The 21,602-nt window shown below is 57.6% G+C and carries 18 protein-coding genes; 11 read left to right on the top strand and 7 right to left on the bottom strand.

Features of this window, described 5'->3' with window-relative positions:
• Nucleotides 1-243 precede the first annotated feature (243 nt).
• From IU397_RS19430 to IU397_RS19410, 5 genes are read left to right on the top strand one after another with little or no spacing between them, the layout of a single operon-like run.
• The gene (locus IU397_RS19430) at nucleotides 244-1,119 is read left to right on the top strand and encodes an STAS domain-containing protein (RefSeq protein WP_204416936.1); all 876 of its coding nucleotides are present in this window, start codon (nucleotides 244-246) and stop codon (nucleotides 1,117-1,119) included.
• Entirely contained in the window at nucleotides 1,112-1,480 is a 369-nt protein-coding gene (locus IU397_RS19425) for an STAS domain-containing protein (RefSeq protein ID WP_204416935.1), read from the top strand. Before IU397_RS19430 ends, IU397_RS19425 begins: the two co-directional genes overlap by 8 nt.
• Nucleotides 1,477-1,884, top strand: coding sequence for an ATP-binding protein (locus IU397_RS19420; RefSeq protein WP_204416934.1), 408 nt, complete (start codon nucleotides 1,477-1,479; stop codon nucleotides 1,882-1,884). The genes IU397_RS19425 and IU397_RS19420 overlap by 4 nt, the downstream gene beginning before the upstream one ends.
• Entirely contained in the window at nucleotides 1,881-2,879 is a 999-nt protein-coding gene (locus tag IU397_RS19415) for an ATP-binding protein (protein ID WP_204416933.1), read from the top strand. Before IU397_RS19420 ends, IU397_RS19415 begins: the two co-directional genes overlap by 4 nt.
• Before the next feature lie 4 nt (nucleotides 2,880-2,883).
• On the top strand, nucleotides 2,884-4,020 hold the full coding sequence (locus IU397_RS19410) for a sensor histidine kinase (RefSeq protein ID WP_204416932.1): 1,137 nt from the start codon (nucleotides 2,884-2,886) through the stop codon (nucleotides 4,018-4,020).
• 582 nt (nucleotides 4,021-4,602) lie between these two features.
• On the opposite strand, the gene IU397_RS19405 is transcribed toward IU397_RS19410, so the two are convergent.
• From IU397_RS19405 to IU397_RS19395, 3 genes are read right to left on the bottom strand one after another with little or no spacing between them, the layout of a single operon-like run.
• Nucleotides 4,603-6,363 (bottom strand): IucA/IucC family siderophore biosynthesis protein, encoded by a 1,761-nt coding sequence (locus tag IU397_RS19405; RefSeq protein WP_204416930.1) that lies wholly within the window; start codon nucleotides 6,361-6,363, stop codon nucleotides 4,603-4,605.
• Entirely contained in the window at nucleotides 6,360-7,241 is an 882-nt protein-coding gene (locus IU397_RS19400) for a GNAT family N-acetyltransferase (RefSeq protein WP_204416928.1), read from the bottom strand. The genes IU397_RS19405 and IU397_RS19400 overlap by 4 nt, the downstream gene beginning before the upstream one ends.
• A complete protein-coding gene (locus IU397_RS19395; RefSeq protein ID WP_204416927.1) occupies nucleotides 7,238-8,884 on the bottom strand; it encodes an IucA/IucC family siderophore biosynthesis protein in 1,647 nt (548 codons plus the stop codon). The genes IU397_RS19400 and IU397_RS19395 overlap by 4 nt, the downstream gene beginning before the upstream one ends.
• A 94-nt stretch (nucleotides 8,885-8,978) precedes the next feature.
• Here IU397_RS19395 and IU397_RS19390 point away from each other — a divergent pair, with 94 nt between their 5' ends.
• Nucleotides 8,979-10,079 (top strand): hypothetical protein, encoded by a 1,101-nt coding sequence (locus IU397_RS19390; protein ID WP_204416926.1) that lies wholly within the window; start codon nucleotides 8,979-8,981, stop codon nucleotides 10,077-10,079.
• Nucleotide 10,080: 1 nt separating this feature from the next.
• The gene (locus IU397_RS19385; protein WP_204416925.1) at nucleotides 10,081-11,370 is read left to right on the top strand and encodes a lysine N(6)-hydroxylase/L-ornithine N(5)-oxygenase family protein; all 1,290 of its coding nucleotides are present in this window, start codon (nucleotides 10,081-10,083) and stop codon (nucleotides 11,368-11,370) included.
• A 58-nt stretch (nucleotides 11,371-11,428) separates the two neighbouring features.
• Here IU397_RS19385 and IU397_RS19380 read toward each other — a convergent pair whose 3' ends face one another.
• The 3 genes from IU397_RS19380 to IU397_RS19370 form a co-directional block, all read right to left on the bottom strand.
• Nucleotides 11,429-13,603, bottom strand: a complete 2,175-nt coding sequence (locus IU397_RS19380) for a TonB-dependent receptor (RefSeq protein WP_204416924.1) — start codon at nucleotides 13,601-13,603, stop codon at nucleotides 11,429-11,431.
• Nucleotides 13,600-14,835 (bottom strand): MFS transporter, encoded by a 1,236-nt coding sequence (locus IU397_RS19375; protein WP_204416923.1) that lies wholly within the window; start codon nucleotides 14,833-14,835, stop codon nucleotides 13,600-13,602. The genes IU397_RS19380 and IU397_RS19375 overlap by 4 nt, the downstream gene beginning before the upstream one ends.
• A gap of 165 nt (nucleotides 14,836-15,000) precedes the next feature.
• Nucleotides 15,001-16,041, bottom strand: a complete 1,041-nt coding sequence (locus IU397_RS19370; RefSeq protein ID WP_204416922.1) for a siderophore-interacting protein — start codon at nucleotides 16,039-16,041, stop codon at nucleotides 15,001-15,003.
• Nucleotides 16,042-16,496: 455 nt separating this feature from the next.
• Here IU397_RS19370 and IU397_RS19365 point away from each other — a divergent pair, with 455 nt between their 5' ends.
• The 4 genes from IU397_RS19365 to IU397_RS19350 all read left to right on the top strand — a co-directional run bounded on the left by IU397_RS19365 (nucleotide 16,497) and on the right by IU397_RS19350 (nucleotide 20,180).
• Nucleotides 16,497-18,038 carry a phytoene desaturase gene (locus IU397_RS19365; protein WP_204416920.1) on the top strand — a complete coding sequence of 514 codons (1,542 nt, stop codon included), beginning with the start codon at nucleotides 16,497-16,499 and terminating at the stop codon, nucleotides 18,036-18,038.
• Nucleotides 18,035-19,072 carry a 15-cis-phytoene synthase gene (crtB, locus tag IU397_RS19360; RefSeq protein WP_204416919.1) on the top strand — a complete coding sequence of 346 codons (1,038 nt, stop codon included), beginning with the start codon at nucleotides 18,035-18,037 and terminating at the stop codon, nucleotides 19,070-19,072. The genes IU397_RS19365 and crtB overlap by 4 nt, the downstream gene beginning before the upstream one ends.
• A gap of 115 nt (nucleotides 19,073-19,187) precedes the next feature.
• Nucleotides 19,188-19,658, top strand: coding sequence for a TspO/MBR family protein (locus IU397_RS19355; protein ID WP_204416917.1), 471 nt, complete (start codon nucleotides 19,188-19,190; stop codon nucleotides 19,656-19,658).
• A gap of 294 nt (nucleotides 19,659-19,952) precedes the next feature.
• Nucleotides 19,953-20,180, top strand: coding sequence for a hypothetical protein (locus IU397_RS19350; protein ID WP_204416915.1), 228 nt, complete (start codon nucleotides 19,953-19,955; stop codon nucleotides 20,178-20,180).
• Nucleotides 20,181-20,261: 81 nt separating this feature from the next.
• Here the strand turns inward: IU397_RS19350 and IU397_RS19345 are convergent, their stop codons facing one another.
• The gene (locus IU397_RS19345; protein WP_204416913.1) at nucleotides 20,262-21,440 is read right to left on the bottom strand and encodes a phytanoyl-CoA dioxygenase family protein; all 1,179 of its coding nucleotides are present in this window, start codon (nucleotides 21,438-21,440) and stop codon (nucleotides 20,262-20,264) included.
• Nucleotides 21,441-21,602: the final 162 nt, after the last annotated feature.

Below are 21,602 nucleotides of genomic sequence, written 5' to 3'. Positions count from 1 at the left end.
TAAAATGATAACTAGAGCTAATAACGTTTAGGGTCTTATGCCGAGATTTTAGAGCTTTGAATTCATATATTTCAGGCTGGAAATTCAGTGCATCGGTAGGCATTTCTGAATGCCGATCATGCCATCTATACTTTACTTTAGCGGTAAAACCGTATTTGTCTTCTGACGTGTCTATGTAAAGAGTGACACTGTTGGCACGGCCTTTATCAGCCTGCCAAGCCATCGAATATAAAGGGATTTCCGATGACTGGCTCCGCCACTTCATCCACACTTGCCATTCTTGATGAAGATTTCGACGCTGTGCTGAACTCATGGTTGAGCACCCAGGGCAACGAAGGCCTCACGCGATCTGACCTGTTTTCCGACGATGAAGGTCGAGCGCATACGGCCGCTCTTTTGAAGGCCTTTGCCCAAGGTGTGCGTGACGGTGTGACGGGTGAGGATTTTGATCTTAAAGGTGACGCCTGGATTGATCTTCGCAGTGTCCTGTCGGAGATCACGCGGGAGCGTGTCCGCATTGGCGTGGAAGCAACCGATATGGCAGCGTTCGTTCAAGCGCTGAAATCGACGCTCTTCACTCGGTTGCGCCAACGCCTGTCCGATCAGCCTGAAAAACTGATTGATGAGGTTTGGTTGATCACACGGGTCGTGGATGCCTTTGCCCTTTACACGACCGAGATTTTCATTGCCGAGCGCGAGCAGGTCATTGATCGGCAGCGGATTGAGATGTTGGAACTGTCCACACCGGTGGTGGAACTGTGGGACAGGGTCCTGACGCTGCCACTCATCGGTACACTAGATTCGGTGCGCGCCCAGGATGTCATGGAAAACCTTCTTGAGGCAATCGTTCGGGAACGCGCCGAGATGGTGATCGTCGACATTACCGGTGTCCAGACCGTGGATACCCAGGTCGCCCAGCATCTGCTGCGCACGGCCTCTGCGGTTCGGCTAATGGGTGCCGAATGCATCATCAGCGGGATCAGTCCGAAGATCGCCCAAACCATGGTGCAACTTGGCGTCGATGTCGGTAACGTATCGACCCGGTCCACAATCCGAAGCGCCTTTAACGAGGCGCTTGATCGCCTTGGCTATGGTATTGTGCGGCATAGCAATGTCTGACGCGCTGGACGGTGGGTCGATCCATATGGTCGATGGTGTTTTGCTTGTGGGGATACATGAAGATGTGACAGACACGGATATCATGGGTCTGCAGGATAGGCTTGCCGACCGGGTTGCATCTGAACGGGCGCAAGGTGTGGTGATTGATATCAGCGCGCTTGAAATCGTGGACACATTCGTGGGTCGCGTCATTGCGCAACTTGCCAACATCGCCCGGCTTTTGGATGCCCAGACGTTCTTGGTCGGAATGCGACCTGCAGTGGCGATGACGCTGGTTGAGCTGGGCATGCATTTGCCGGAAACGCGTACCGCTCTCAGCTTGACCCATGCAATGGAGCGGCTCCGCTCCAACTCCGGATGATCCGTGAAGAGGGCAAGCTGGTTGAGCGCATCAGTCTGCGCAGTGACCGGGACGTTGCACGCGCGCGTCGCGTCGTCACCCAGGCGATGGACAAACTCGGCGCTCGGGCGCTTGGGCGGACCCGGTTTGTCACCGCGGTAAGTGAGATTGCAAGAAACGCTGTCGTTCACGGCCAAGGTGGCGATATCAGCGTCTTCAGCCATGACCGATCAAAGCAGGTCAGCGTGATCTGCGAGGATGGCGGGCCGGGGATCGAGGATATCGACACAGCCCTGCAAGATGGATTTACCACTGGCCGCGGTCTTGGACGGGGTCTGGGCGGCGCGCAGCGGCTTTGCGATGTTTTTGAAATTGAGTCGACGCCGGATACGGGCGTTACGATCCGCATGGCAGTCAATATATGATGCGATGGCTCAACATCGATGACGTCACCGTTGTTTCCGCTGCCCGGCGTCTGGCGCGGCAATCGGCCTTGGATATCGGTCTGCCGCAAACCCGGGCGGAGGAAATTGCTATTGTGACAACGGAGGCCGCCACAAATGCCCTGCGCCATGGTGGCGGTGGTCGCATATTGATACAAAAGACGCCGCTGCAAACCGGTATGGGGCTGGCACTCATCGTGGTCGATGATGGACCTGGCATTGCGCATATCAACACCGCCATGGCGGATGGAAACAGCTCTCGCGGATCAGCCGGCCTGGGGCTTGGCGCGATCCGCCGCCTGTCGGACCGCTTCGATATTTGGGCGGAAGCTGGAATTGGAACTGTGGTCGCCTGCGAATTTGCCGGACCCTCAAAGGACGCTGCGCCCGGATCGCTAGCTATCGCTGGTCTTACCGTGTGCCATCCAGCCGAAACACAGTGCGGGGACAGCTGGACAGCCCGAACCAGTTCATCGGGCACCGATATATTCCTTTGTGATGGGTTAGGTCACGGCCCTTGCGCCGCAGATGCCGCAAAGCAGGCGATCGAGGCGTTTGAGACCGAGCATGGTCTTCCTGCAGACGCACTGTCACGACTCTCCCGGAAATTAAATGGTCAGCGCGGTGTCGTCGCCGCCGCTGTCCGCTTCCATTGTAACAAAAGCGCGCTGTCCTACGGAGCCGTGGGAAATATCACAACCTTTGTCATACGGGAAGGTGAAACCAAGCGCTTTCCTGTCCGCGACGGTCGGTTGGGTGGGCCGCCACTCACAGCCTATGGCGAAACCTTCGATCTGTGCACTGGCGATATCGTCGTCCTGCACAGCGACGGGCTGTCGACGGTGCGATTGAGCGATTTCAAGCATAGTCTTTTTGCGCGATCCCCTCTGACGATTGCGGCGACGTTGCTCCATCGTAATTTTCGGGGGCGCGACGATGCCAGTATCGTTGTCGTCCGGCCAAGTCTGCTCGGTTGACGCGATGTCGGAAATCCTCACATCCCTCCCGATTGAAAGCGATACGGACATCGTTGGGCTGCGTCAGGTGACCAGTGCGATGGCGGATGTGCTTGGGTTCAGCACATTTGCAAAGACGCGCACGGTCACAGCCATTGTCGAATTGGGGCGAAATGCCGTTGTCTATGCCGGTGGAGGGCGTGTGCAATTCTCGCTGGGCACCCATGACAGCTTTGTCGCCATGCGTGCCGTGATTAGCGACCAGGGCCCAGGGATCCCGGCGGCAGATGATATTCTGCACGGCGACGTATCTATTGCTTCGGGTCGTGGACTGCGCGGCGTTCGACATATCGCTGACAGTTTTCAGGTTCGGACGGGCTCTGGCGGAACCCGGATCGATGCCGCATTTGTCAGCGGTGTTCCCGCGGATAAACTAATGACCTATGCGGAGACCGCGCGGGCGGCCGTTTCAAAGATCATAGCATTTGATCCGGCCGCCGAACTGGCACGTCAAAACCGCGAGTTACTGGACGCGATCGCAACCCGTGATCTTTTGATGCGAGAGGTTCACCATCGCACCGGCAATAACCTGGCCCTGATCAGCGCGCTGGTTCAGATGAGCAGGTCCAACACAACCAACACAGAGACAAAGCAGGTGCTTGCCGACTTGGATGCCCGGATCCATGCGGTAATCAAGGCGCATCAGATGATGCAGCAGACTGCGGAGAGTGACAGCCTGTCGCTGATGGATTTCCTGCGCCAGATCGCTGCAAATGCGGAACATGCCTTTAAGGTGCAGGATCGATCCATCTCGGTGATCACGCAAGGCAACGACGTGCAGATTGAAAGCCAGATTGCCATCAACGTTGGATTGATCGTGAGTGAACTTATCACCAATGCCTACAAGCATGCCTTCTCGGGCCGGTCGTCCGGTCGAATTGAGGTAAGTTTTGAGCATTTGCCGGAAGGCCCCAGTATATGCGTTGCCGATGACGGCAAGGGATTGTCAGATGCCGGCCAAGGTCCGGCACGCGCACATTCGCTTGGTTGGAAACTGATCCGCACGCTGACCCGGCAATATGGCGGCGCAATCGAAATCGACGGGACACGCGGGCTTTCAGTGACCATTCTTTTTGATCACAGTCTTCTGCTTCCCAAGTAAATAAGCTGCTTTGGTGGTGTGCGCCGCCACAATAGTCACGTGTAGGAGGTCAGCCTCTCCCTCGGTGCGAGGTGGGTGCCCACTTCTTTGTCATTTAGACGGTCGCAGTGATATTACTGAGAAAGAGACGATTCATTAAGTGTTTGCTTGTTGAAAGGCATGATGTACTGGGGCCGTCGCGCATTTGGTAGCGTTGTATTGCTTTGAAACCACATTTTGGTGATCTTTGACGGAGGTTGCCGATGGTGTCTTTGTTTTCGCGCAAAGGTTTTCTGCCGAGCGGGCTTAAGGCCGATCATTTTGGGGTCGATGGCAATAAAACCCATGGTCAGGCTCGTTCTGATCACGCAACAGCGGCTTACCAGTGTTGTGCCATTGTCACCGACCATCCGTCGAAGCACGCGGTTGGTTAACCGCGGGCGGGCAGATCCGCCATCCCCGGCCGACCGTATCTATCGCGTAGCTTGGCATTTTAGTCCTGAAACCACGGGATAGTATGGCTTCGATACATTTGGTCGCAGACGATCCAAGTACCTTAATTTGACGCAAGCGACGACATGGCCAATAGCAGCTGCGAACGGATCAAGCCGCAGGTGGAATGGGGAGTTCCCTGGCCTTTGTCTCCTGAGGGCTTGGGCACCGGTTCAGCGGATTGGATAGATCCGTTCCGCGAGTTGGAAGGGGGCGGGCAGCGCTGTCCTCATACCCTATATCGAAGCGCACACGATTGATGCACACCTTGGGCATGGTTGGGGCGAATAGATCGAACATACGGTGGCGCTCAGCCAAGTCTGGATGCTCTGTAGCGTAATCCGAGAGGACTTGACTGAGGAGATTGTAAAAGACCTGTTCTTTGACCGCACCGGCGCGGGCGAGTCCCGCGGACAGGAATCTCAAAACAGTGATGAAGTGAGCCGTTTGAATATCGTGTACAATGTACGCTGGCGGCTTTCGCGGCAGCAGCATCCGGATTGCGGGATCGAGACCGGCCATCTCTGGAAAATCGTGATCGACCAGATCCAAATCGCCTTGGAAATCCTTGATTGCCATCCCGACAGGCACGTCCTTATCCAGAACCACTGTCACATTCTGGCCGTGGGCAATGAACCCAACGCCATAGCGACACAGGAAATGCCATAGGGGCATGACAGTGACCTGAAACAGTCTTTTCAACCAATCTTCGGGCGAAAGCCCTGATGCTTCAGCATGGGCCAGAAGCAACGGCCTGCCACAAGCGCCTTCGTGAAACAGGGCGGCGGCCATAATCGCTCGGCGGCCGGGTCCAACCTTGTGATCTGCATTGTCCCGCCAAAGAGCGCCCAGGACCTCATGATGGCGGTAGGGTGCCTCGGGTGACTGCCGCATCAGCGGATGTTCGACCCAGTGCCCCAGTGCTTCGCGCAGAACCAAGACCGTGTTGCGCAAGACGGGATCATTCTCCACGGTTGTTGCGAGCCAATCGGAAATCGCGCCGCCATGTTCAATGTATTTGCCCGGCATCCCCCGCCAGGCTGACGTGTTCAGGATACTCAACGACAGTTTCACGTCATAGGGACTACCATTGACGGGTGTCAGGGTGCGCAAGCTTGGCGAGGCGACAAAATCGGGCCCGTGGAAGCCGAGCGGTACGATGCGCCCCGTCATCAGTTCTGCGACAAATGCCTGCTGCACAACGTTCCGCCATTGCCAGGGATGGACCGGGATAATCTGATATGTTCCGCTTTTCGGGGATCGCCGATGCAATTCGGCTGCCGCATCTGATCCGATCGCGCTGGCCAGCACTGTGTCTTCCTCCGCCTCCTGTGATCGGCCGGTTCGAAGAAGGCCATTTTCGACGGCCAACCAGAACAGTTGGATTGGTTTGTGATATTCCGGTGCGTAGGCTGACAGAGCGTCACATCCCCATCCCAGGCGACCCTTGTTGGCGACGGCTTTTGGATGGCCATCAAGGGCGGCATGCAAGCTGCGGGACGGCTGCTCAATCAGGTCCTTGGCTGTGAGAGTGCCATACATGCGGTCAAGTTCAAGATCTTGATGCAGGGTGTTCGAAAGCTCCCGCAAAAACGTCGCCTCGGTCGCGGGGGACATGCCAAATTCATTGCGCGCATCCACGGTGAATTGCAGAGGACACGGAGCGGATCCTTCATCGATCGAGAGGCTGCCTGGGTCGATATCAAGATTATCCCAGATCCGGCGCGTGGCGCTGAACCGATAGATCCTGCCAGACGTCAAGGTGAGCGTATATGCGTCGTGACCTTTCGGAAAAAGTAGTTCTTCCCAGGTCAGTTCGCTGATCATTTTTGCCAAAAGCTGGCGTCTTGCCCGATCAAACCGATCCGTCATAGGGCGACCCGTCCGAAAAAGTCATCGCGGCTGCAATGCATCAGGGCGGACCGTTTATGGGGGAAGTCGAATTCCTTGATCTTGCGATAGGCCAGCGCGTCGGCGTAGCGAAGTAGTTTTTTGTTATCGATACGCGGCTCACCGACGACAAGGTCGGTCATGGGACAATCAAGAAAGATGTAATGGGTCAGTGCCCGGATCCACGCTGAGGTTCGCTTGCGACCAAGGGCTGTCACCTCACCGATCAGGCCGTGCCAGCCACGGTCCCATGGACCGGAATCGTAGTGGGCACCAAGCCGATCCTCACGTGCCCAGTAGATCTCAAAATAACCAACCGGTTGGTCGTCATAGCATCCGATGACGGAAAAGCTGTGAGGGTCCGATAGTCGATCGCTCAGAAAGGCTCGCAGATCGTCACGCGATTTGTCTTCTTCCCAAAAATAGGCAATCCTGGGGTCATTCTGCCAGCGATGGAACATGTCGAGATCGCCGTTGATGTCGACGGACCGGAAAGACACCGTCGTGTCTGCGTCGGTGAAATGTCGTTCATAAACCAAGCCTGTTGGATGTGGGGGCCGTAAGGGATGGTTGCGACCGTCAGGGCCCTCTATCAGCCCGGCACATTGGTACAAACCGGATGGATGTTTCAGCCAAGGCTCAGGCGCTTGCAGGAAACCGGATTTGTGAATGCGGGCGCGACCGTCGCGCAGGTCGATATAACCAGGCTGACGGCTGGTCAGACCGTTCATCCTCATCTCGGATGGCACCTCAAGACAGGTGACCGTCGGATCCTGGGCAAACTGTCTTTCCACCCAACGGTGAAAGGCGCGGGCATCATATGCTGGTGTAAAAGACGGGGAGTCGGCGTGACGGGTCATGCGTCCAAAGTCTCCGCAATTGGGTTGGAAAGCTCAAAGAAGGTGGCGATCTGACCGCGCGCATCGCCATCAGCCTCGTTCATGCCGCTGATGCTGGTTGTGAAATTGCCTTTGCAGGTCAGCGTTGATCGGTCGAGGAGGCGGGTATAAAGCGTGTCATCCCCCGGAGTTTGAATGCGGGCGCGGATCAGGAAATTTCGCCAGATGTCATGCAGATCCTGCTCCTCTGTAAGATCGTCCAAGACGAGGGTCGCAAGGGTGTTCAACACGCTGTTCACAACGACATAGTAGGTCACCAGACCATCGCCGAGTTCTGCGTCTACGATGTTTTCCGTGCCTTCACCGATGCCCGGGCAGGCTTGTGTCAGGCGGTCGGTAAAGCTGTCCAGATGTCCGGTGCCCTGGCAATCCCGCACCCAACCGGCAACCGGCCATCCCTCAGACAGGCCCACCATCAAGTTTTGCTGATGCGCTCCAAACAGCAATCCGTAGCGGGCCCTCAGTTCAAGGATGGGCCAGACCACCACATTCAAGAACTGGGTGAACCACTTCTTTGGTGCGTCGGGGCCCAATCTGATGAGCAACCCTCCCAAAGGGGACGGACCGTGCGGTGACGGTTCGCAAAGGGCGGCCAGCAAGACAGGCCCATTGGATGTTGCGTCACGAAAGGGATTGTCACGCAGCACGGTGATGGTCGGATCCAAGATGTTGCCGGACATATCCCGCAGCGCAGCATAACCTGGCTCTCCCAGGATATGCAGAGTTGGGAAATCTCGCTTGATTTGTTTGCCCAGATCAGAACGCAATAGATCCGACACGTGGATACCGCGGAGAACCTCCCGCAGGGAAAGATGCCGGACCGAGTTGGTGAGGCGAAGGCTAAGGGATGTTTTCACCATGAATGGTGCGTGGGTTGCATGCAGGCATCGCATGGAAGATGTCGCCGTCCAACTGCCGGATCCCTCTCCCAGATCCTTCAGGACCCCAGCAGAATAAAGGGTTTGCATGTCATCTGTTTGAAAGAGCTGCTTGGCCTGCCAAGGGTGCCATGGCAGCGGGATGAGATCATCCGGTGTGGTGCCAAGATCCGCCTGCGCAAGGGTGCGGAAGAGGCGTTCGGCGTCGGGATTTATTTGCACATGATCCGGTCGCGCCGCGACCCATTGCAGGCCGAATATTCCGGCGTGTTCCGGCGCGTATCTTTCCGCTTCGGCAAGGGTCATTTCGTCACGACTGCGCGGATTGGGGTGAAATGCGTGACCTGCCTTCAGTGCCTGTTCAGCTTGGGCAAAGGTCCATTGATCGGCCCGCCCCTGGCGCTGTGGCGCCGCGCAAATGGCATCCAAACTATCCAAAACCCGAGCTTGAAAAAGGGATCCGCCCGCAGCAGATAGATCCGTCAATAGGTCCCGAATGCTGATCTGGTGGGCCGCTGACCCTTCGCCGTGCAGTATGGTGCCGTTGCACAGAATACGTAGCCCGGATCGCGCTTTCAGTCCGATCCTGACCCGAACGCCGTGATGATCCCGGAATTGTAGCAACCCGTCGCAGAACTGGGCCTTGGCAAGGCGATCTTCACGCAGCGCGGCGTTTATAAATGCATCAAGCGCCGGTAATTCTATTTGAGTATCAGGTAGTTCCATAGATGTGCGCCCTTTTGCCAATCATCAGAATCTCCGTTTACCCGACGAGATAAAATAATTACTGACTATTTCAGTAAGGAATCACAAGGGTATTATGGCACCATCAACGATCTTTGGGCCTGTTCTTGCCGGTCATGCCTTTCAGCAGACTGCGCTGATTGGGATGGTGCCTGTTTTGGCGCAGCTTTTGCAGCTGTCAGAGCATCAGATCGGCCTGGCCGTGGCGGCAGGTCTGCTTGCATCGGCTCTTGGCATGCCAGTGATCGGGGCTGTTGCGGGAAGGCGCGCGGTTTTGTTTGGCCTTGTTGGTTTGTTGGCGGCCAATCTTGCCCTCATGGCGCTTTTGATAAGCCCAGCGCCGGTGTTTGGGTCGGCGGTCATGCTAAGCGCTCTGGTCTGTGTTCGACTGATCCAGGGTCTTTCAGTCGGAAGTCTTCTGATCGCCGCGCAGCATGCGAGCGCGCAGGGACCGTGTACCCGCCGTGCGCTTGGCGCCGTTCAATCCGTGGCCGGTATCGGACGGATCGGTGCGGCGTTATCCATCGGGCCGCTCCTGCTCCTCTCTCCGCTGGCGCCGCTCGTGCCCTCCCTCATCGGCGCGGTCCTGAGCCTGTTTCGAGTGAAGCATTTGCCGGCTCTCAAATGCACACGAACAGTCCGCCCACCCAATGTCTTGGTGTTTCGGGTGACAGCCCTGACGCAAGTGGCGGTTGGGGCGTCTCAAGTCGGGATCGCGCCTTTGATCCAAGCAGCACTGGATCACCCCCCCGCCGCTTCTGCGGGCTATGCTGGCCTATGCCTTGCTGCGGCAAATTTGGGCTTGTTCATAGCCGCAAGGTTCCTTTTGCCGCACGTCTCAAGGCAACGCGCCCGGATGGCCGCGCTGTGTTTGCTGGCCTCTGGTCTGATGATCGTTGCAGCAGGACATATCGCGATCATTGCCGCCTGCAGTTTTGTTATCGGTGCCAGTACTGCACTTTTGTTTTCCCTTAATCTGTCGGAGATCATGACCCGCAAGGATTTTGCCCAGCTTCAGGTCGCCGGTTGGAACGGTGCAATCCAAATTGCGTCGTTGGCTGTCGGGGTCGGACTGGGATCGATGCTCATGGCATTGGATCCCACTGCCCCGTTCGCCATCGCCGTGTTTTCGGGTGCCGCCCTGGCCCTGTCTCCTCCCTCAATCCAAAGGAAATGACATGACACTGGACCTCGCTGGGATCGGGATCGGCCCGTTTAACTTGAGCCTTGCCGCACTCGCGGACAACGTGACTGGCCTTGATGTGGCGTTTTTTGACCGAAAGCCCAACTTTACCTGGCATCCCGGATTGGCTTTTGAAGATAGCGAGATGCAGACCTCCTACCTGAAAGACATGGTTACCCCGGTTCAGCCGACCAGCTCATGGAGCTTCTTGAATTACCTGGTCGTGCAGGGCCGGTTTTATGACTTCATGGCCGCGCGGTTTGACACGGTCTCTCGACGGGAATTTACCGACTATATGGCGTGGGTTGCCGAAAGTCTGGGCACTTGTACATTCGCAACGAGCATTCAAGAGGTAGACCACGACGGCAACAGGTTCACGCTGAAAACGGATAGTGGCCAGACGATCCGGGCGACGTCAATTGCCGTCGGAACGGGACCTGTACCGCGCATTCCCGCTGACGCACCACTGGGTCAGAACTGCTATCACGGTATCGAGTATCTGAACCGTAAAGCGGATATGCGCGGCAAGCGCGTTGTCGTCGTGGGAGGAGGCCAAACGGGTGCGGAGATCGTCCTCGATCTTCTATCGGAACATCCCGGACCCGATGAGTTGACCTGGTTGAGCCGCCGGGATGCGTTTTGGCATCTGCAAGAAGGCAGTTTGGTCGACCAGATTTTCACCCCGGCCTATCAGCGGGCCTACCGGCAGCTGCCTGCGGAAATTCAACAGCATGCCTTGGCCAACCAGAAATACAGCAGTGACGGCTTGACCCCGGCCACTGCTGATCAGGTGTACCGTGCGCTCTATCGTCAGCGTTACGTCAATGGGCATGGTCAAACCTCCCTCCGACCAGGACGCGAGGTTACGCACATCACGCCGCGTTATGGCGCTTTTGAGCTAACCGCCACTGCGACCGACGGCCAAACAGAGGGCCTGACAGCTGACGTGGTTATCCTGGCGACGGGCTTCGAGACGACACTGCCCGATTGTCTTTCGCCTTTGGCGTCGCGTATCGATCTCCAGCCCGGCGGAGCGCTGCAGTTGGGAGACGCGTATCGGGTTCAATGGGACGGCCCAGATGACGCACCAATCTATGGATTGAATCATGGCCGTCAGTCGCACGGGATCGTCGATCCGCAACTCAGCCTGACCGCATGGCGCAGTGCCGTAATCCTGGAAGACCTCACCAACAGACATTTGTTTGCTGCATTACGCGGCAATCAGGTCGGGTTGGTCGATTGGGAAACTATGTCAGGCCCTGTCGACATTCGGATCAGTGCCTGACTGACCCGGCCCATCTAACACCAACTGGTCCTGCAAGCGTGGCGTTGGGTGTCCGGTTTCAGAACGAAACCGAATACCCAACCGCAATCCGGCGGCCTTGATCGGCGACCCGCACGGCATCGTCGGTCAGGGGATCGGTACGCACACTGCTGGCCGTCGGGTTGATTTGATCCTGGTCAAACAGATTGCTGACCCCGAAGTTGAGCGTCCCATTCCCCAATGCGTATGAGCCGCCAACGTTTACCCGTACCGTGTCGCCAAGAACAGGTTCGCCGGGCTTGTCCCGTCCGCTCGCATATACGACCTCGCCTGACAGGGTCAGTCCGTTATTGAACGCGCGATCTGTGTAAAGCGTTGCGGTGTAGGTGGAAGGGATCCGGTTGATCGGCAGCCAACTGTCAATGTCGTCATCACCATCGTCGTCAAAACGACCTTCCGTGTAGGCGACTTGCGCGCCTGCACTCCAATTCGTTCGAAACTGGTAGTCTGCACTCAACTCAGCCCCCCAGATCCGCTCTTTCTGCTGCGTGAGGGTATTTGTGGCGCTATCGAAAATGGTGCCCTCATCGGAGGTGGACAGGAATGCGGACGCATCCAGAGAAAGGGTGTCGGTCTGGTATCTGGTTCCCACCTCCCAAGTATTCACGATCTGTGCTTCTGGCCGAATGGAATCAATTGAAATGGTCTGGTTGGCGGCTGTCGGAACAGCCGACACGGCCCTGCGTGTGAAACTTCCGACATCCGGTATTGAAAATCCTTGGCTGAAACCCCCATAGAAATCCAGGTTCGGCGTTGCGCTGTAAACCGTGCCGATATTGCCCACCACCGCGCTGTAATCGAACTCACCCCCGTCCACGTCAAGCGCGGGCAAGGCTAACGGAACGAACGTGCCGCCAACCGCCCGCAACGAAACGGCATCGGGTCGTGTGAAATCCGAAACTGTCAGCGAAAACTGCTCTGCCCTCAGACCAGCACTGATTTGCCAGCGATCGCCCACTGGAACTTCCGCTTGGGCAAACACGGCGACACTGTTTTGTGACATCGGCGCAAGCACATCCGTCCCGTCTAGCAATTCCTGCTCCACCTCATCGCGACCCAAATCAAGCCCCCAGGTCAGGGTCGCATCCGGGGTGACCCAGTCGAAGGGCGATCGCATGGTGATGGAAAGACCGTAGGTGGTGGTAAAAAGCTCTGTTTGCGCCGCTGGGTCCTGCACCGTAGTGCCGGGACCATCACTGTAATACAACGTGTTGTTCGGACCTGCCTCGACAAATGCCGCTCGACGTTCGATGTCGGTCACAAAGGCCGTGACCTCAAGTTCGCCCAGCGGCGTGTCTGTGTGGCGATATGTCAGATTTGCGCTTGTCCCGCGATCTTCAACCGGTTTGCCGGTGTAAGAGCGGTTTGTGACACTCACCGGGTTTGTACTGTAATCGGTGAAAACATCGATCTCCTGTTCCAACTGGTAGCTGTCGAACCGGAACTCCAATTCATGGGGGCCACGGGCCCAGTCCGCGGCAAATCCCAGTGTGTAGCGATCTGTGTTGTCGCCATTGCCCTGACCAACCAGCGGGTCTGGGGGCAATCGGCTTCCGTCGCCATCGTAGAATTGCCCGCTATCGCTGCGCGACAGCTCAAACCGCAGCCCCAAATCACCCATACGCCGTTCATGTGACAAAAAGAGTTCGTTGCTGAAGCTGTCATCATCTCCATCCTGGAACGAAAATCGCGTGTCCAAGGTTGTTCTTGTTCCCTCACCCGCCGTCTTGGTGACGATGTTGATAATGCCGCCCGTAGCCCCGTTACCAAATCGTGCGGTTGATCCCTTGATAATCTCGATCCGTTCGATTGAGCTTGGGTCGATCAGCGAAAGCTCACGGTCAAACCCGCGCAGTTCAGATGTGCGTGCCACACCATCGATCAAGATCTGGGTCGTTCGACCGCGCAGGGTTTGACTGGCGCCACCGATCGTCCCGTTGGCCGGGGCCAGACCCGGAACGATGTCACTAAGGGCGCCCGACAGGGATTGCCCACTTGCGATGCGCCGCTGGATAGCATCGCCTTCAACGACCTGTACGGTGCCGGGGATCGCGTCTTTACCGGCCCCGGTTCGCGCCGCCTCAATCACCACGGTGCCCAGATCAAATGGTTCTTCGCCTTGCTGCGCTTGGACAGACCCAGCGGCGAAAAACCCCAGATAGGCAACACTGGACAGAAGCCGAGTCATGGTCATGGCAAGATCTCCGATTGTTTGGCAAGGGGAACAGAGCGTATGCGTGCGGGCAGGAGCGTGAGGGCCATCCAGCCCGTGACACCGGACAAAAGGGTGGCGATCAGAAAGACAGCGCCATAGCCCATATGTTCGGCCATCAGGCCTGCGATCATGCTGCCGATCATGTACATCAACAGCGTCATGCTGGTCAGAAGTGTGAAATCGGTGCCGGCCTGCCTGAGGGAAGCAAACCGCATGAACGCGGTATAAAGCCCGACGATCTCGATATACCGCAGAAAGGTGTCGAAAATGGACAGCCCAACCAGCGTCCATTGGGCAAATCCCTGGGTCGCCGCCAAGTAAAAGGCGCCAAAGGCAAGGGTGCGCCCACAGATCAGAAAGATCAGGAACCACAACAATCCCCAACGGCTGATCAATATGGCACCAATGAACGCTCCTATCAGGCCGACCGCGGCAGCGGAACCCCCGGAAATGGCCCCGATCTGAGCGAGGCTAAAGCCTTGATCCACGAGGAACGGTTGCTCCAGCGCCTTGACCAGCCCCTCTGGCAGCCGAAAGAGCAACGCGAATGCAAGCATCGCAAGAGCACCGTCAATCGACAGAAAACTGTCGAAACCAGCCCGGCCCGCATCCCGGGGCAGCGGTCTGCGATTCGCAGCTTCCGGAAGAAGGAAAAACGGCGTGATCAGAAGGATTGTCACGCTTGAAAGGATCCAAAGCGTCAGTGCCCAACCGATAAGGTCATGGAGGATCAGGGTGCCCGATCCACCGATCAGCACTCCAATGGCAACTGATGATCCCTGGAGCGCATTGCCACCCGGCTGGAGATCAGGCGGAAGATGTTCGACGGCCCATCCGTCCGACGCGATATCCTGGGTCGCCGATGACAGAGACATGGCCATGAGGATTGGGAAAAATGTTGCGGCATCTTCAAGCGGATCCAACTGAGACAACGCCAGTATTCCACCAACCGTGATCAGCAGGCATGTTGCGATCACCGTTTTGCGACCCACGCGGGCGCTGTGGCTGAGCCGGTCAATCCAGGGGGCCCAGGCGGCCTTTAACACCCATGGAGCAAGCAGCAGCCCCATACCGCCGATAACATCAAGGCCAATGCCACCGGCCCGTAAGATGGGCGGCAGGGCCGCCGCGACGAGATAAAGCGGCACCGCCTGGGCCAGATAAAGCCCAACCAAAGCAATGGATGTGCGGTTATGAGGAAGGACCAGCATAAGACCACTTTCGTCGAAGGGATTTATGCTGGCTCAGGCTGGCAAGACCTCAGATCATGGGGCTTTCGGAAAGGCAAGTATTTTTGTCGGATACTTGCTTCATGAGCGCTTACGGTGGATCTGGCCAAGCGCGCGCGGAAAATGATACCTTGAAAAGGAGGTGTTTTACTTGCTCCAATAGGCCGCGATATAGGTCTGCTGTTTTGTGATATTCGCGCTCTTTACCGCATCGCGAACGGGCTGGACCAGTGATTTTTCTGCTGCAAACCACAGGAAACGATCTGGATGCGCTGTAAGCCCAGACAGGGCGAGTTGCGCTAGATCATGCCCCTGCATAATCGTGGTGAGCCGCATACCGTCTGGTGCGTCGAAATGATAATCGCGGAGGGCTCCGCCGCTTGCGCTGATAACAACATCTCCAACCGTATTGGAGGGTAAGGTTTCCAGAATACGGGCAATGGCCGGAAACGCGGTTTCATCCCCATACATGTTGATGGCTTTGACCTTGGGGATCCCTCCGCCCCCCGGGCCGATAAATGCGACGCGATCACCAACTGCCGCTGACTGAGCCCATGCGGTTGTCCGCCCTCCATCATGCAAGAAGACATCACAATCCATCACCCCCACCGCGTGGTCAATGAAACGGGTCGTGTAGACCGGGCGGTGCAGGGCTCGCTCACCCTTTGGCCAAACCGTCGTCCCGTTCTCAGAAACATACGGCCAGTCCACCGTGTCCACATGGGCGGGTGGCAAGACCAGCCGAAAATGGATCGCGTCATCGGTGAAACTGCCCAGGCCATCGGATGCCAGGCGCATTCTCAAGAACGATGTGCCAAGTGGCGTGATGTTCTCGATACGACCGAAATGAAAATTGGCAGGGATGCCGCCGGGCTGCTTGGCATCTGACCAACGCATTTGCTCAACTGCCTCGGGGATCAGTTGGACAAGATGTTCAACAAGGCTTTCTTTTAGCATATGAAGCCGGTCCGATTTTGCTGCCCTGACCGTGACACGGGCACCGACAGGACGAATTTCAGCGCCTACGGTGCCGAACCGCGTCATGCACGTCACGGCAACGTCTGTATTGCGGACCACATCGAGGCTATGGGCATCAGCTTCCCGGAGAAGCGCGTGGCGTAGTACGGGAAATGCAACACCCGTCAAATCGGCATGACTGTGCAATTTGAGGTCTGAGATCAGGATCATAGGGGCGCTCCGTCATGCTGCCATCGCGTCGTTTTGCGAAACCGGTAGTGCGGTCCAAAGGGCTACTTCCGTCCAGCCAATCATACGCATGGCCAAAGTATTCGCGCCTTTAGACACAGAACGCGAAGCCGTGTTCCGATGGTTCGTTCGACCGCGCGATGTGGCTGGTTGGGGAGAAGCTGCAAAGCGTAACATGACACAAACACGCAACATGGCGCGGTGACAAGCCGCAAACAACTCATTGGCTTTATAAATCCGATACTTTCAATAAGATTATGACAGTCGACGCAGGCCCCCTGATGCATTGAGCCATCGGCATATGGCATCGCGCGTCTCCCCGTACAGACAGGATTACCGCGCTAGCCTGTTCCATAGCCGCTGACATTAAACCGCATTTGTGTCAGACTTTCGCAACACCAATTGTCAACTGAACTGGACAGGTGTAGCGTCAAGTCATGAGACAAACGACTCCTCCCCGCGCGATTGTCATTGGTGCCGGTCTTGGCGGTTTGGCGGCGGCCATGCGGCTGGGCGCCAAGGGCTATTCGGTTACCGTGATGGACAGACTGGACATGCCCGGTGGGCGTGGGTCGGCCATTCATCAGAACGGACACCGGTTTGATCTGGGGCCGACGATCGTGACCGTGCCCCAGGTTTTCAAACAGCTTTGGGCCGCTTGCGGGCGCGATTTCGAGGCTGAGGTCGACCTGCGGCCTATGGCTCCGTTCTATGAAATCCGGTGGCCCGATGGGTCTTCGTTCAAGATGAGCTTGAACGAAGATGACGTGCGGGCCGAGATCCAGCGCCTCAACCCCAGCGATTTGAAGGGTTATGAGCGGTTCCTTAAAGATGCCGAACGGCGCTACTGGTTCGGGTTCGAGGATTTGGGCCGCCGCCCCATGCACAAGCTGTGGGACCTGATCAAGGTGCTTCCCAAGTTTGGGATGATGCGGGCCGACCGGTCGGTCTATGCCCATGCAGCGCGGCGGTTCCGGGATGAGCGGCTCCAGATGGCGTTCAGCTTTCACCCGCTGTTCATTGGCGGCGATCCGTTCAAGGTGACCAGCATGTATATCCTGGTCAGCCATCTGGAGAAGGAGTTTGGCGTCCATTACGCCATGGGTGGCGTAGCTGCGATTGCCAAGGCGATGGCAGGTGTCATTGAAGACCAAGGTGGCGATTTGGCATTGGGCACCGAAGTTGATGAGATTTTGCTGGATGGCGGAACGGCCAAGGGTGTGCGGCTAATAGGTGGCGAGGTTGTCCCCGCGGACCTCGTGATTTCCAACGCCGATGCGGGCCATACCTATGACCGGCTGCTGCGGAACCAGCCGCGCAAACGGTGGTCTCCCGCGCGGTTGAAGCGGTCGCGCTGGTCGATGGGGCTGTATGTTTGGTATTTCGGCACGAAAGGCACGGCAGCGATGTGGCCCGATGTCGGGCACCACACGATCCTGAATGGGCCGCGTTACCGGGGGCTGGTCGACGATATCTTCCTGAAGGGCAAGCTGTCGGATGATATGAGCCTTTACGTTCACCGCCCGTCGGTCACTGATCCCAGTTGCGCGCCGGAGGGAGATGATACCTTCTATGCGCTGAGCCCTGTGCCGCATCTGGGCCATGACAACGGCGTGGACTGGCAGGCGGAGGAGCCGCGCTACCGCGAAAAGGTGACCCGCGTGCTGGATGGGCTGATCCCCGGTTTCGCCGATCGGATAAGCGCCAGCGAAGTGTTCACGCCCGAGACGTTCCGGGACCGCTATCTCAGCCCCAATGGCGCGGGCTTTTCCATTGAGCCGCGCATCCTGCAATCCGCCTGGTTCCGCCCCCATAACGTGAGCGAAGAGGCTAAGGGGCTTTATCTGGTCGGTGCGGGCACCCACCCTGGTGCAGGTTTGCCTGGCGTCATCGCCAGTGCCGAGGTGCTGGGCAAGCTGGTGCCCGATGCAGGCCCCGTGCCCTACATGATCTCTCAACCGAAGATGGCCGCCGAATGATCGACCCCGATGACATGACCCATTGCGAGGCGGCGATCCGCCATGGCTCGCTGTCATTCCACGCGGCCTCGCGCGTGTTGCCGAAACGATATCGCGACCCGGCGCTGGCGCTTTATGCGTTTTGCCGATTGGCCGATGACGCCGTGGATCTGCATAGCGAGAAGGTAGCCGCCGTTTTGCGCCTGAAAGAGCGGTTGGAGTTGGCCTATGCCGGTCGGCCGCTGAACCAACCGGCCGACCGGGCGTTTACGGCGGTGATAGAGGACTATCACATGCCGCGGACCTTGCCCGAAGCACTGCTGGAAGGGTTGGCCTGGGACGCGATGGAGCATCGGTATCAGACCCTCAGCGATCTTTTCGCCTATTCCGCCCGGGTGGCCAGCGCCGTAGGTGCAATGATGGCCGTCATAATGGGCGTGCGCGATCGCGATGCCCTGGCGCGCGCCTGCGATCTGGGTGTTGCAATGCAACTGACGAATATCGCGCGCGACGTGGGCGAGGATGCGCGGGAAAACCGGATCTACCTGCCGCTCGACTGGCTTGAGCAGGCCGGAACCGAGCCGGAAGCGTTCCTGCGCGAACCGTTGCCTACTGACCCTATGCGCCGCATGGTCCGGCGCCTGCTGGCCGAGGCGCACCGTCTGTATATCCGGGGGGAGGCTGGCATCGCGGCGCTGCCCCTGTCCTGCCGCCCCGGCATTTTTGCCGCGCGCCACATCTATGCAGGCATCGGTGGCGATATCGCGCGGGCGGGCCATGATAGTATCAGCCGCCGCGCCCATACCGGCACCGCGGCCAAGCTGGGTTGGCTCATGCTGGCCAGCGGCAAAGCGGCTTCCAGCGCAGTGATGCCACGATCCGCTGTGATCTACGCACCCGTGCTGCCAGAGGTCACCTTCCTAGTGGAGGCCGCGGCACAAACCGGACGGGCCGACACCCCTTGGGGCGAAGGCCGGACCGGCGATCTGGTCGGTCTGTTTGCGGCGCTGAAGGAGCGGGATGCTGCACAGAACCTGGGTGAGCGAGCGGCCTAAAGTTCAGGCAGTTACACACCCGGCAACTGGAAAATGTGAAGGCATCCAAGGCACCGGGCGCAGGGATCTGCGTTCGGGGTGTCGATTTCGTGCAAAATGCTCTAATTGTCCTTCCATGGATTGGATGCTTTTTATCATTTTCTTTGCAGCCTGCTGCGCTGCTGCCTCGACCGGGGCGATGTTCATGCCGGACCAATGGTACCGTGACATCGACAAACCGGGCTGGACGCCGCCGGATTGGGTATTCCCGGTCACCTGGACCATCCTTTACGTGGCGATTGCTGTGGCCGCTGCGCGGGTCGCGCCGTTATCCGAGAATGCCTACGCAATGGGGTTCTGGGCGTTGCAAATGGTGCTGAACGCATTGTGGTCGCCGGTTTTCTTTGGTCTACACAAAATAAAGGCGGGCGCGATCGTTGTGGTCTGCCTTTGGTTGGCGGTTTTGGGGGCAATGGTTGCCCTATGGTCGCTAGACACCATCGCGGGGATACTTTTTGTACCCTACCTGATCTGGGTCACAATAGCGGCCTCATTGAACCTGACGATCTGGAAGCTGAACCCGGAGGAAGCAGCGGAGGCGGCATGACCGACTGGCATCGTGATCCGCTGTACCGAGGCTTGCCCCTGGATGAGGTGCCTCGCATCACCCAGAGTGTCCGCTGATTTCTGACCGCAGCACTGGGGAAAAACTGACCCTCGGCCCCGGTTTCGCGTGTGGTTAAAGAGCGCTGGGTCAGCGGCCCTGAGTGATGTGGTTGCGCAGCCGGACCCAGCGTAATCGGCGCGGTTGACCGCCTTCTGACTCAGTTTCTACATAATTTGGCCATGCTGTGATGGCATCGACTAAGTGCTATTGTTGTTCATCATGCCGGACTAGAACATGCTGTCGTTGATTTGGATCGCAATCTCGGCACTGCCGTTGATCTTGAAATATTCCGAAACCCGCAAAGTTATTGCGTTGCTCTTGGTCGTTGTGGGTCTGGTGTTGAACCTGACGGGGCTGTTCATGGTGTCATTCGCGGTTGTTCTACCATGCATCATCGCGTTGTTCGCGTTCTGGGCCGTCAAGGATCGTCGGGCGAAGGCGATGCCGCAACCGGTGGAATGATGTCCGCCGGGTAGCCCGGCCTGCGGTCCGACATGTCAGACCGGACGCACCAGGGCGATCAGATGTCAGCGCACCACGATCCTAAGGTCGTCGGCGAGAGGACTGTTGATCAAACAGCGCGTGCAATTCCCGGTTTGGCATATTTGATAGAATAGCACGTTTCAGCAAGGCAGCTTGGCTTTCGGGGGCGAGGCCATCGGCAGGCGGATCCCGGTCAAGGTTGGTGGGAAAGGCATATCCTTCGGCTGTGGCGGCGATGACTGCGTTGAACTGTTCCTCCTCCAGATCACCGGACTGCCATGCCGCGGCAAGTGGCGCGGAAAGCGTTTTGCACATAGCCCTGCGATCAACGCTTTCCATGGCGCGCCCGAACGGGGACGAGACCTGGAAAAGGTTGACCATACGGTGGATATCGGAGCTGCGGTTCTCTCCTGCCGCGTGAAACAACGCTGGATTAAAGAACAGCGCATCGCCTTTCTGTAAGGGCAATTGCACGTAGTTTTCCTCGAAATAGGCGCGGAAATCGTCGCGCCTCCAGGCCATGTAGCCCGGCCGGTAAAGCTGTGAGAACGGCAAAAATTTAGTCGGGCCGCTTTCCACGGACATGTCGCAATGGGCCAATCCACCTTGCAGCGTCATCAGCGGCGACAGGTCGTGGACGTGGGCTGGATAAGTGGCGCCAACCTCTGCCGTCTGGAAACCCAGGTGATAGTCGCGATGGGCCGACTGCGCCTTGCCCCCTGGATGCACGACATTGATCTGGGCCGTCATCTGATAGTTTGGGCCAAGCCAGGCTTCGCTGGCCGCGTCCATCGCAGGCGATGCAAAATAGCGAATGAAGGTGTCGGGGGCCGCGGTACAGAGTTTCTGCAACGCGTTCCAGATCCGGTCATTGCTGCCCGCGGTTGCGAAATGGTCTGCACCGCCACTGGCTTCTTTTTCGATATTGATGATCTGGCCATAGACGGCTGTTGCTGCATCAATCGCGGCATGGTCGGGCTGGGCCTGTTTCAGCACGAAAACACCGGCGCCACGTTGCAGGATCGCAGCCCACTCCGCCATTAGCTCTCGGCGCTTATCGTGGCGTGCAAACTGGCTGGCAATGGCCGGGATATCATATATGGGGATGTTCTTTTCAATGGTCGCTGCATTGGGCGCGTTTGCCGGATCCTGCCTTTGCGACACGAGCGCAGCAAATTCGCCAAGATCGCAAAGCTGTGCATCGTAATAGCCGCTGGCCAGGATCTGTTGGTCTTTCATGGGGCGTCCTCCTCCTCTGCTAGAGACGAGCCTAGCCTGATCTCGGCCAATGTGGATGCAAAAATGCATGGATCGCGCTGGCCATTGGGGAACACGTAAAACGGTTTGGTCAGGAACCAATGGGCGGCCATGCCCCAATCATTTGTAACGAATTTCTAAAAT

It is taken from the genome of Actibacterium sp. 188UL27-1, assembly GCF_016901225.1.
Taxonomy (GTDB): domain Bacteria; phylum Pseudomonadota; class Alphaproteobacteria; order Rhodobacterales; family Rhodobacteraceae; genus 188UL27-1.
Note: the sequence above shows the minus strand (reverse complement) of the source record. Positions and strands in the feature narration are given on the sequence as shown.